The organism is Pseudomonas sp. AC211 (assembly GCF_979258055.1).
The window spans coordinates 4,906,485-4,917,939 of the sequence record NZ_OZ409830.1 but is presented as its reverse complement, the minus strand read 5'-3'; the positions used below and the strand labels follow the sequence as shown (position 1 = coordinate 4,917,939).

Annotated in this window: 9 protein-coding genes and 1 pseudogene; all 10 read left to right on the top strand. The window is 62.1% G+C overall.

The window, feature by feature from the left end; genetic code table 11:
- Window positions 1-6: 6 nt before the first annotated feature.
- The gene (locus tag ACZZZP_RS23075; protein ID WP_463384257.1) at window positions 7-1,002 is read left to right on the top strand and encodes a hypothetical protein; all 996 of its coding nucleotides are present in this window, start codon (window positions 7-9) and stop codon (window positions 1,000-1,002) included.
- Between the two features lie 303 nt (window positions 1,003-1,305).
- Complete coding sequence (gene gspE / locus ACZZZP_RS23070; protein ID WP_463384256.1) at window positions 1,306-2,811, top strand: type II secretion system ATPase GspE; 1,506 nt, start codon at window positions 1,306-1,308, stop codon at window positions 2,809-2,811.
- On the top strand, window positions 2,811-4,028 hold the full coding sequence (gspF, locus tag ACZZZP_RS23065) for a type II secretion system inner membrane protein GspF (protein WP_122450014.1): 1,218 nt from the start codon (window positions 2,811-2,813) through the stop codon (window positions 4,026-4,028). The genes gspE and gspF overlap by 1 nt, the downstream gene beginning before the upstream one ends.
- A 49-nt stretch (window positions 4,029-4,077) precedes the next feature.
- Entirely contained in the window at window positions 4,078-4,464 is a 387-nt protein-coding gene (gspG, locus tag ACZZZP_RS23060) for a type II secretion system major pseudopilin GspG (RefSeq protein ID WP_240994389.1), read from the top strand.
- A gap of 6 nt (window positions 4,465-4,470) precedes the next feature.
- Complete coding sequence (gene gspH / locus ACZZZP_RS23055; protein WP_463384255.1) at window positions 4,471-5,022, top strand: type II secretion system minor pseudopilin GspH; 552 nt, start codon at window positions 4,471-4,473, stop codon at window positions 5,020-5,022.
- Window positions 5,019-5,408 (top strand): type II secretion system minor pseudopilin GspI, encoded by a 390-nt coding sequence (gene gspI / locus ACZZZP_RS23050; protein ID WP_122450111.1) that lies wholly within the window; start codon window positions 5,019-5,021, stop codon window positions 5,406-5,408. Before gspH ends, gspI begins: the two co-directional genes overlap by 4 nt.
- On the top strand, window positions 5,408-6,175 hold the full coding sequence (gene gspJ / locus ACZZZP_RS23045; protein WP_463536870.1) for a type II secretion system minor pseudopilin GspJ: 768 nt from the start codon (window positions 5,408-5,410) through the stop codon (window positions 6,173-6,175). Before gspI ends, gspJ begins: the two co-directional genes overlap by 1 nt.
- On the top strand, window positions 6,172-7,146 hold the full coding sequence (gene gspK, locus ACZZZP_RS23040; RefSeq protein ID WP_463536869.1) for a type II secretion system minor pseudopilin GspK: 975 nt from the start codon (window positions 6,172-6,174) through the stop codon (window positions 7,144-7,146). The genes gspJ and gspK overlap by 4 nt, the downstream gene beginning before the upstream one ends.
- Window positions 7,143-8,773 (top strand): annotated as a pseudogene (gspL, locus tag ACZZZP_RS23035) (type II secretion system protein GspL). The gene gspK and the pseudogene gspL overlap by 4 nt, the downstream one beginning before the upstream one ends.
- Before the next feature lie 417 nt (window positions 8,774-9,190).
- Window positions 9,191-11,311, top strand: a complete 2,121-nt coding sequence (locus ACZZZP_RS23030) for an ATP-binding protein (protein ID WP_463384251.1) — start codon at window positions 9,191-9,193, stop codon at window positions 11,309-11,311.
- Window positions 11,312-11,455 lie beyond the last annotated feature (144 nt).

Below are 11,455 nucleotides of genomic sequence, written 5' to 3'. Positions count from 1 at the left end.
TTATCCATGGATTTCTTTCCGGTACTCCAAGCCGATACTTGGTTTTCCAAAAACAGACGCCGAGAAGTTTTCCACCAGCCGCTGCCCAACGTGCGTTCAGAGCTGTTGAAAAACGCGCCGGAAATTGCGTTCGCAGTAGTTGAGGACAGCACCGTCAACTACCTGCAGCGCGATTTTTCCGAGGTGATAACCGATGAGAGCGTGACCCTTAGCTTTGCCAGATTAAGAGCCACGCTTGCCGATTTCGAATGGCAGAGCTTGCCAGTAAACCCTGCGCTTGATTTGTCCTTGTTAGTTCTGGAGGGTGACTTCCATGCAGCCGAAGCGCTGTTGTTACCAGAGCGCCTGCAAGAAGCCCATAGCCTTCTGGCAACAGAGGAATTGTTAGCGGCAACTCCCCAGCGTGGCCAACTGATTGTGATGCCATACAGAGCCGACCAGCCCGCTACCACGCTTGCCTTTGCCTCGTTTTGCGCTGAGCTGTTCGCCAACCCGGTTAATGAAGCCATCTCGCCCATTATTTGGCAGGTACGCGAGGGGCTGCTTTGCGATCGACTTGAGCTAAACGAGTCAGTGTTGTCGGGCATAAAGAGCCCTGCTGAACAGTGCGTGCGGCCGAGCCTTTATTCGTTGGGGCAAGTGGTCTTTATCACGATGTTCGGCGGAATCTGGGCAGGCCTTTATGCCGTGGCTCTCAATTTTCGTGAGCTAGGGTTGGTATTGAAGTACCGGCTGGCACTCAGCGGCGCGACCCTTACCATTCCCCTCGTCCTCGCCTTTTACTTAAAAGCCCCGAAAACCCCCATTGATCGTCTCTTCCCCCTGCTCGCTGCATTGGGAGCGGCGCTTTTGACGTATATCTGTCAAGGAGAATTGCTCAAGAGTGCGTTTAAACAGGGAGCGCGCCGTCGAGGTTTTATCAAGCAACTTGTGTTGATCGGTGCGTCGTTGCTAATGGCCTTGGTACTGGTGGCGGTCATTGTGCATTTTGATTGGCTGTAGCTCGGGAAGAACCCAATCAACGCTTTTAAATTTTTCCTCATTTTTCCCCGTGGATGCGCGGCATTTACCATCTTTGGAACACTACTCTTAAATTTTTCACCAACTCAGACCCGATCTAAAGAGCTGAGTGAATCGGTAAGCCATTTCCTCCCCGCCGAACGGCACCCCAACCCTGCGCACTCCCGCACCAATTCCCCCCTCAACCTGTGATTTAATTGCCGGCACTTAGCCAGCCCCCGTCTGGCGCTGTTTAGCGGGCTGTTTTGCCCGTGTTCCCGTCGCTGTTTTCACATGGATTGTGCAATGTCGGTTCCCCCTTCTCTCGATTCGCTCGACACCCCCGCGGAAGCGGTGGCGGTGCGTCGTTTGCCGTTTGCGTTTGCCAAGCGCCATGGCGTGTTGTTGCAGGCGGGGCGGGTGGTGTATCGGCCGGGGGCGGCGTTGATGGCGGTGGCGGAGGCGTTGCGGTTTGCCGGCGCGCCGCTGGATGTGGCGCAGGTGGATAACGCGGCGTTCGATCAGGCGTTGAGCGAGGCGTATCAGCAGGATTCGTCCGCCGCCATGCAGATGGTGGAGGGCCTGGGTGATGACATGGATCTGGCCAGCCTGGCCGAGCGCTTGCCGGAAACTGAAGATTTGATGGAGCAGGAGGACGACGCGCCGATCATTCGCTTGATCAACGCCATTCTTTCGGAGGCGGTGAAGGAAAACGCGTCGGACATCCATGTTGAAACCTTTGAGAAACGCTTGGTGGTGCGCTTTCGTATCGACGGCATTTTGCGCGAGATGGTGCAGCCGCGCCGGGAGTTGGCCGGGCTGCTGGTGTCGCGGATCAAGGTAATGGCCAAGCTGGATATCGCCGAGAAGCGTGTGCCGCAGGACGGACGTATTTCTCTGCGCGTCGGCGGGCGTGAGGTGGATGTGCGGGTATCCACGTTGCCGTCGGCCAATGGCGAGCGGGTGGTGTTGCGGTTGCTCGATAAGCAGGCCGGGCGCCTGACCCTGACGCACTTGGGCATGAGCCAGCGCGATCAGCGGTTGATGGAAGACACGGTGCGCAAGCCTCACGGCATCATTCTGGTTACCGGGCCGACCGGTTCCGGTAAAACCACCACGCTGTATGCCAGCCTCGTCAGCCTGAACACCGGCACGCGCAATATCCTCACCGTGGAAGACCCTATCGAGTACCACCTGGAAGGCATCGGCCAGACCCAGGTGAATTCCAAGGTCGATATGACCTTTGCTCGCGGCCTGCGGGCGATTTTGCGGCAAGACCCGGACGTGGTGATGGTCGGCGAAATTCGCGATAGAGAAACTGCTGAAATCGCTGTGCAGGCTTCGCTTACCGGGCACTTGGTGTTGTCCACGCTGCACACCAACAGCGCCATCGGCGCGATCACGCGGCTGGTCGATATGGGCATTGAGCCCTTTCTGTTGTCGTCTTCGTTGCTAGGCGTGTTGGCCCAGCGTCTGGTGCGTACGTTGTGCCCGGTGTGCAAGGTGCCGTATCAGGCCGACGCCGCCGAGTGCGCGCTGCTGGGCATCGACCCGGCCACCACGCCGACGCTGCATCGCGCCAAGGGTTGCAGCGAGTGCAACCAGATTGGCTATCGCGGGCGTACCGGGATTTATGAGTTGGTGGTGTTCGATGACCACATGCGCACGCTGGTGCACAACGCCGCCTCCGAGCAGGAAATGACCCGCCACGCCCGCACCAGCGGCCCGAGCATTCGCGATGACGGCCGGCGCAATGTGCTGGCCGGCGTTACCACGGTGGAAGAAGTGTTGCGCGTGAGCCGGGAGGAGTAATGGCGGCTTTCGAATATGTGGCGCTGGACCTGCGCGGGCAGCAGCGGCGCGGTGTGATGGAAGGCGACAGCGCCCGTCAGGTGCGTCAGTTGCTGCGCGATAAACAACTCGCGCCGCTGGATGTAAAGCCCACGCGCAGCCACAAAGAGCACAGCGCTGGCGGCAGTTTTCGTTTTCAGCGCGGCTTGTCGGCGGCGGACCTGGCCTTGCTGACGCGGCAGATGGCAACACTGGTGCAAGCGGCCATGCCGATTGAGGAAGCGCTGTCGGCGGTGGCGGAGCAGAGTGAAACGCCGCGCGTTAAGTCGATGATGCTGGCGGTGCGTTCGCGGGTGCTGGAGGGCAATAGCCTGGCGGCCAGCCTCAAGGAATACCCGTCGGCCTTTCCGGAGCTGTACCGCGCCACCGTCGCGGCCGGGGAGCACGCGGGGCATTTGTCGTTGGTGCTGGAGCAGTTGGCCGATTACACCGAGCAGCGTCAGCAGTCGCGCCAGCGTGTGCAGTTGGCGTTGTTGTATCCGCTGATTCTCATGGCGACGTCGCTGATCATCGTCGGGTTTTTGCTCGGCTATGTGGTGCCGGATGTGGTCAAGGTGTTCCTTGATTCCGGGCAGAAACTGCCGGCGCTTACCCGCGGCCTGATCGCGGCCAGCGACCTGGTGAAGAACTGGGGCTGGCTGTTTGTGGTGGCGGGCGTGGCGGGCACGGTGATGGCTCGCGCTGCGTTGCGCCAAGAGGCCACGCGGCTGCGCTGGCACATTATTTTGCTGCGCTTGCCGGTGATCGGCCGCCTGGCACGCGCGACTGATACGGCGCGCTTTGCTTCGACCCTGGCGATTCTCACCCGCAGCGGCGTGCCGTTGGTGGATGCGCTGGGCATTTCTTCGCAGGTGATTACCAACCGTTCTATCCGCGCCAAGGTGCAAGTGGCCGCGCAAAAAGTGCGCGAGGGCGGCAGCCTGACGCGCAGTCTGGAGCAGACCAATGAATTCCCGCCGATGATGCGGCACATGATTGCCAGCGGCGAAAAGTCTGGCGAGCTCGACCAGATGCTCTCGCGCACCGCGCGCAATCAGGAGAACGACCTGGCGGCGCGCATTGCCATGATGGTCGGGCTGTTTGAGCCGTTCATGCTGGTGTTTATGGGCGCGGTGGTGCTGGTGATTGTGCTGGCCATCCTGCTGCCGATTCTTTCTCTTAACCAACTTGTGGGGTAGCTGAGTGAAACAGCGCGTTAAACAGGCCGGCTTTACGCTGATTGAAATCATGGTGGTGGTGGTCATTCTTGGCATTCTCGCCGCGCTTATCGTGCCGCAGGTAATGAGCCGTCCGGACCAGGCCAAAGTCACCGTGGCCGGTGGCGACGTGAAGGCCATTTCCGCTGCGCTCGACATGTACAAACTCGACAACTTCGCCTACCCCAGCACCCAGCAAGGCCTCGATGCACTGGTGAAAAAACCGAGCGGCAACCCGGCGCCGAAGAACTGGAACAAAGACGGTTACCTCAAGCGCTTGCCGGTCGACCCGTGGGGCAACCCGTATCAGTACCTGGCGCCGGGCACCAAAGGCCCGTTCGATTTGTACTCGCTGGGCGCCGACGGCAAAGAAGGCGGCAATGACAGCGACGCCGACATCGGCAACTGGGACAACTAAGCAGCCATGCGCGCCGCCCGTGGTTTCACCCTGATCGAGTTGCTGGTGGTGCTGGTCATCATCGGCACGATGGTGGGCCTGGCCGTGCTCTCGATGGGCAACGGCACCGGCAGTCGCGAGCTGCGCAATGAAGCCGAGCGCCTGGCTGCACTGATCGGCGTGCTGGCCGATGAGGCCGTGCTCGACGGCCAGGAATACGGCCTGCTGGTGAATGCCGAAGGCTACCGCGTGCTCAGCTACGACAACCTCTCCGGCACCTGGACCGACGCCGCTACCCAGAAGGAACACCGCACCCCGGCCAGCCTGCGCCTGGTGCTTGAGCTGGATGGCGAAGCGCTAAAACTGCCCGAGCCTGAAGCGCAGGACGACCAGCCCGGCCTGGCGAAAAGCAGCGAAGAAAAGAAAGACCCGGTGGTGCCGCAGGTGCTGATTTTGTCCAGCGGCGAGCTCTCGCCCTTTCGCCTGCGCCTGGAAGAACGGCGCGCTGGCGGCAACGCCTATGCGCTGGCCAGCGATGGCTACCAACTGCCCAGCGCAGAAATGGACAGTTCGCCATGAATCAGCAGCGCGGTTTTACCTTGCTGGAAGTGTTAGTGGCGTTGGCCATTTTCGCCACGGTTGCCGCGTCGGTCTTAACCGCCAGCAGCCGCAGCCTGGTGGTGGCGCAGCAGCTTGAGGCGAAAACCCTGGCGGGCTGGATTGCGGAAAACCGCGTGACCGAATTGCAGCTCAAAGTACCGACCCCCGGTGAAGGGCGCGACGACAAAAGTCTGGAGTTCGGCGGTCGCGAATGGGAAACCCACAGCGAAATCGAGAGCACCAGCGACAAGGGCATGCGCCGCGTCACCGTATGGGTCGCGCCCAAGGCCGAGCGCGGCAGCACCGGGCCGGTGAAAGACCGTGCGGTGCAAAGCCTGACTGGTTTTCTCTCGGTGCGCAGTTGATGAAGCACGCCGCGCAACGGGGTTTTACCCTGCTGGAAGTGATGATCGCCGTGGCGATTTTTTCCCTGCTGGCCATGGGCACGTACCGCATGTTGTCCACCGTGCTGAAGACCGATGAAGTGACCCGCCAACACGAGCGCGACCTGCGCGAACTGAGCCGCGCCTTCGCCTCGCTCGACCGCGACATTACCCAAACCCTGAACCGCAGCGTGCGTGATGCCTACGGCGACGAGCGCGCCACGCTGATCGGCGAGCTGGGCGCCAGCGATGGCGACGCGGCGCTGGAGTTCAGTCGCAACGGCTGGCGCAATCCGCTGGGTGGCACGCGTGCGCAAGTGCAGCGCGTGCGCTGGCGGCTGGCCGGTGGGAATCTGGAGCGCCTGTACTGGAACGTGCTCGATCAGGCGGTGGACAGCCAGCCGCGCATTCAAAAAGTACTCACCGGCGTGCAGGCCATGCACCTGCGCTTTATGGATGACAAAGGCGAGTGGCAGGAACAGTGGCCCTCAAGCCAGAACAACGTCAGTGCCGACGAGGCGAAAAAGCTGATGCCGCTGGCGGTGGAAGTGAAGCTTGAACATCGCCACTACGGCGAGCTGACTCGCCTGTATCGCCTGCCTGAGCCGGGCATGAAAGAAGAGACCGGCGACGCGCCGGCCGACCCCGACGGCGGTGGTTCGGTCGATAAAAAAGACGACCAAAACGCGCCGGGGAAACCCCCGGTCTCCTCGCCTGAAAAAGGCAGTGAGAGCGAGGCCGCGCTATGAAACGACAGCGTGGCGTGGCGCTGATTACCGTGTTGCTAGTGGTGGCCATTGTCACGCTGGTGTGCGCGGGCTTGATTGCACGCCAGCAACTGTCGATCCGCAATGCCGGCAATCAATTGGTCATCAGCCAGGCCCGGCAATACGCACTGGGCGGTGAGGCACTGGGCCAGGCGGTGTTGCTGCGCGACCTCAAAGGTAAGGGCGTGGACCCGCGCGCCACCATCGATCATCCGCTTGAAGCCTGGGCCAAACCGCTGCCGGTGTTTCCCATCGACGGTGGAGAAATTGGCGTGGCCATCGAAGACCTTGCAGGGCGCTTCAACCTCAACAGCCTGGTGATCGACGAGCGCGCCAACGACCCGGCCGTGAAGCGCTTCAAGCGCTTGCTGCTGCGCCTGAAAATCGAGCAGCCGTATGCCGAGCGCCTGGTTGATTGGCTCGACAAAGACCAGGAGCCCAACGGCGAATTCGGCGCCGAAGACAACGCCTATCTGCTCATGCAGCCGCCTTACCGCACCGCCGGCCACGCCATGCAAGACATCTCCGAACTGCGCCTGCTGCTGGGCATGACCGAGCAGGACTACCGCCGCTTGCTGCCCTACGTGGCGGTGCTGCCGGCCAAGGTGGCGCTGAACGTGAACACGGCCAGCGCCATGGTGCTGTCGTGCCTGAGCGACAGTCTGGACCCGGCATCGGCGCAAGGCCTGCTCGCCGGCCGTGGGCGCGAAGGCTACAAAGAGATTCGCAGTTTCCTCGATCAGCCGGCTCTGGCCGGCACCGGGGTAACGGCGGCGGGCCTGGGTGTGGGCAGCGCCTACTTTCAGGTGCGCAGCGAAGTGCGCCTGGGCGGTCGCCGCCAGGTATTGCTCAGCACCCTGCAACGCGACCCCAAGGGCGTGGTGCGCGTACTGCGCCGAGACACAGGCCAGCCGGGCTACCTCAGCCCGGTGGCCGAGCAACCGGGAGAATGACCATGGACTGCCTTTTCTTGCCGCCCGCCTGTGGCCGCGAACTGGGCGAACAGGCCGCGCTGTACTGGCAGCCTGAAAACGGCATCGGCCAGTGGTTGCCCGCCAGCGAATGCGCTGCCAGCCTGGAAGGCCGCGTGGTGGCGCTGGTGCTGCCGATGGAAGCGGCGAGCGCGTTTGTGATCAGCTTGCCGACGCAAAAGGCGCGGTGGATGCGTCAGGCCTTGCCTTACGCCGTCGAAGAATTGCTCGCCGAAGAGGTCGAGTTGTTTCACCTGGCGCTGGGCGACATGACCGCCGAGGGCCGCTACCGCGTGTTCGCCATTCGCCGCGCGCTGCTGGGCGGCTGGCTAGATGAGCTGCAAGAGATCGGTCTGAACATCGCCTCCATTTACCTCGACGCCGACCTGCTGCCGCGCTCCGGCGAGCAAGCGCTGGCGGTGGGCGAGCGCGTGTTGCTCGGCGGCGAGCTGGATACGCGACTGGCGATTGCCGCCGAGCGCTGGCCGCAGTTCCAGCCGTTCTTCGACACCCTGGTGCAGCCGACTACCAGCGAAGACCCGTACACGCTGTTGGCCCAAGGCCGTGGCAGGGCCGTTGACTTAGCCCAAGGCGAATTCGCCCCGCGCAGCGACAACAAAGCCTGGACCATCTGGCGCCCGTTCGTGGCCGTGCTGGGTGTGTGGGCGGTGCTGTATTTGGGCACATGTGTGGTGCAGGCCTGGCAGTTGGAGCGGCGCGGCGATGCCTTCAACGCCGCGAGTGTGGCGCTGTACAAAGAGCTGTTCCCCGAGGACCAGCGCATCGTCAACCTCAAGGCGCAATTCGCCGAGCACCTGAGCCAGGGCCAGCAACGCGAAGGCGGGTTTATCAGCATGCTGGAGCAGGCGTCCGGCGCGATTGCCGAAGCCAAGTCGCCGCTGTCGGTGGTGCAGGTGGACTACAGCCAGGTGCGCGGTGACCTGGCCTTGCAAATTCGCGCTAAAGATTTCGCCGCGCTTGAGCAGCTTCGCCAGCGCCTGGTGGAAGGCGGCATGAAAGTGCAGCTGGGCTCTGCCAGTCGCGAAGAAGAAGGCATTACGGCGCGCGTTGTGCTGGGGAGGTGGCGCATGAACCCCTTGAGCTTATGGAAAGAACAGGCGCTGGCGCAGTGGCGCCAGTCGTCGCTGGGCCAGCGCTGGCAGCATTTACCCAGCCGCGAACGGGTGGCGTTGTCGGCCCTGGCCGGGTTTCTGGCGCTGGTGCTGCTGTACATGTTCGTTTGGCAGCCGATTGTTCAGCGGCTGGAGCGCGCGCGCAGCTACTACGAAAGTCAGCAGGTGCTTTACGCGTACATCCAGGAAAACGCCCTCGTGCACGCGGCCTGGCCCAGACCAAAACCGTGCTCGCGCCGGAACAACTGCAAGGGCTGGTCACCAGCAGCGCCCAGCAGCGCGGGCTGAACCTGGAACGCCTGGACAACGACGGCAGCAGCGGTTTGCTCATCTCGTTGGCCAAGGCGCCCTTCGAACCGTTGCTGCTGTGGCTGAGCGAATTGCAAAGCCAGGGCGTGCGGTTGAGCGAAGTGAACTTCGACAAGGCCGAGACCGGGAAGGTGGATGCCAAGGTGACGCTGCAGGCGGGTGAGTGACGGGCGTTGTTGAGTCGGCAACGGATGGTTCGTGAGGCAGGCATTTTCTCGCGGGGGTGAATGCGCGAAGGTGGCGTGCGGTGTCTGAGGGTTCGGGATCCAGGGTGCCAAGAGTAAGGCGTATTTCTGAGCGAGCCTGGATCCCCGCCTGCGCGGGGATGACGGTGGTCTTGGTCTGGAACGTAGCCGGTAAACTTCACCCGTCATTCCCGAAGGCGGCGGTCCGACGATTCGGAATCCAGAATGACGCGGGTGACGCCTGGTTTCTAACACGCGATACGGCGCCAGTCTTATCCGGCCCTCCTACCTCGCGCTCATCGCCCATTCTTGAAAAGTCAGTGAATTTTCCTCAGCAGTCGCGCTCAAAACCCGCAGTAACTCGTGGGTCTGGTGCAGGTTTTAGGGGTGGACAGGACGATGTCGTTTTTGATGGAGAACCATGCATGCGCAGGCTGGGGAGGCGAGATGGCCGAGCGCATTCGTGCATTCGACTGGTCGAGCACCGGCTTGGGAGCCATCGACACCTGGTCTAAGAGTTTGTGCACTAACGTGCAAATGTTGCTGGCATCCCCCGTGCCGCTGGTAATGCTCTGGGACCAGCCCGGTTACATGATTTACAACGACGCCTACGCCGAATTCGCCGGCGGTCGTCACCCTTATTTGCTCGGTACGCCGGTTGAGTTGGGTTGGCCGGAAGTGGCCGATTTCAACCGCAACATCATGAATGTCTGCCTCGGCGGCGGCACCCTCGAATACCAGAAAAAAGACCTGATTCTGCTGCGCAACGGCCAGCCCGAAGAAGTGTGGCTCGACCTCTACTACAGCCCCGTGTGCGACGACATCGGCAGCCCGGCCGGGGTGCTGGCTATCGTGGTGGAAACCACGGCCCACGTGATTTCCGAGCGCCAGCGCAGTGCAGCTCAAGCGGCGTTTGACGCGGCAAACGAGCGCCTGCAACTGGCCCTTAACGCCGGCGCTTTGTTGGGGTCGTTCGTGTGGGATGTGGCCAACGATCAGCTGTCTGGCGACGAGCGTTTTGCCCGCACCTTTTCCTATCCGCTCGATCAGCCGCTGGACAACCTGCCCATTGCGCTGGCCAACGCAGTGATTCATCCCGACGACTTCTCGCGCGTCGAGCGCCTGGTGCATTACACCCTCACGCAAGGCGGTCCCTACAACGCCGAGTACCGAATTCGCCGCGCCGATGGCGAGTACCTGTGGGTGCAAGCCAGCGGCCGCTGCGAGTTCGACGAGGCCGGCAAGCCGCAGCGGTTTCCCGGTCTGATTTTCGATATTCACGAACGCAAGGTGGCGGAAGAGTCGCTGCTGCAACTGACTCACACGCTCGAGCAACGGGTGGAAGCGGAAGTGCAGGCGCGGGCCGACGCCGAGGCGCGCCTGCGTCAGGCGCAAAAGCTCGAAGCCATCGGCGGCCTTACCGGCGGCGTGGCGCACGACTTCAACAACCTGCTGCAAGTGATCGCCTCCAACCTGCACCTGCTCGCTCGCCAGGAACCGGACAACGCCAACGTGCAGCGTCGCCTGGGCTCGGCGCTGGCGGCAGTGGAGCGCGGTGCCAAGTTGTCGTCGCAACTGCTCGCGTTTGCCCGTCAGCAGCCTTTGTCGCCGGCGGTGTACAGCCTTACCAGCCTGTTTGACGGCTTGGGCGAGGTGCTGCAGCGGGCGTTGGGCGAAATGATTCGTGTCGACCTGCAACTGGTCGACGAGCCGTGGAGCGTGCACGTCGACCGCAATCAGCTGGAAAACGCCTTGCTGAACCTGGCGCTGAACGCGCGCGACGCCATGCAAGGTGAGGGCACCATCCGCATTCACGCCGACAACGTGGCGCTCGACGAAGCTTATTGCCAAGGCAAGGAAATCAGCCCCGGCGACTATGTGCACCTGTCCATTTCCGACAGCGGCAGCGGCATGAGCCCCGACGTACTCGGTCACGCCTTCGAACCGTTTTTCACCACCAAGCCCAACGGACACGGCACCGGCCTGGGCTTGAGCATGGTGTTTGGCTTCGTCAAACAGAGCGGCGGCCACATCGACATGACCAGCGAGCTGGGGCAGGGCACCACGGTGCACCTGTACTTCCCGCGCAGCACGCTGGAAGAAAATCCTCAACCCACCACCGGGCTCAACCAGGCGGGCAGCGCGGGCGGCGAACGAATTTTGGTGGTGGAAGACAACCCGGACGTGCGCTGCACCGTAGACGAGCTGCTGCAGCAACTGGGTTACAAAGTGCTGCTGGCAGCCAATGGCGACGCCGCCATGGACGTGCTGCAAAGCGGAGCGGAGGTCGACCTGATATTCACCGACGTGGTCATGCCCGGCACCATCAAAAGTGCCGACCTGGCCGCGTGGGCCAAACTGCAACAACCGGCTATTCCCGTGGTGTTCACCTCCGGCCACACGCGCGACATCATTTCGCGCAACCACCAGCTCACCCCCGACATTCATCTGCTGAGCAAACCCTACGGCCCGCAAGCTTTGATGGACATGTTGCAGAGCGTTTTGAGCAAGTCGGCCTGAGCAAAACCCGCGATTTTGAGCCTCTGGCTTAACCGACTTCACATATTTGCCCTGCTGTTGGTCGATCTGCCTGAACTCCTGAGCGAATTGGCGAGTCCCAGTCGGGTGTACAGAATTCTGGACCAACGTTGTGGAAAGAAGATT

Bases quoted from the DNA above. Each gene is read 5' to 3' on its own strand.
- ACZZZP_RS23075 (WP_463384257.1), top strand. From the start codon at position 7: ATGGATTTCTTTCCGGTACTCCAAGCCGATACTTGGTTTTCCAAAAAC.
- gspE (WP_463384256.1), top strand. From the start codon at position 1,306: ATGTCGGTTCCCCCTTCTCTCGATTCGCTCGACACCCCCGCGGAAGCG.
- gspF (WP_122450014.1), top strand. From the start codon at position 2,811: ATGGCGGCTTTCGAATATGTGGCGCTGGACCTGCGCGGGCAGCAGCGG.
- gspG (WP_240994389.1), top strand. From the start codon at position 4,078: ATGGTGGTGGTGGTCATTCTTGGCATTCTCGCCGCGCTTATCGTGCCG.
- gspH (WP_463384255.1), top strand. From the start codon at position 4,471: ATGCGCGCCGCCCGTGGTTTCACCCTGATCGAGTTGCTGGTGGTGCTG.
- gspI (WP_122450111.1), top strand. From the start codon at position 5,019: ATGAATCAGCAGCGCGGTTTTACCTTGCTGGAAGTGTTAGTGGCGTTG.
- gspJ (WP_463536870.1), top strand. From the start codon at position 5,408: ATGAAGCACGCCGCGCAACGGGGTTTTACCCTGCTGGAAGTGATGATC.
- gspK (WP_463536869.1), top strand. From the start codon at position 6,172: ATGAAACGACAGCGTGGCGTGGCGCTGATTACCGTGTTGCTAGTGGTG.
- ACZZZP_RS23030 (WP_463384251.1), top strand. From the start codon at position 9,191: ATGTCGTTTTTGATGGAGAACCATGCATGCGCAGGCTGGGGAGGCGAG.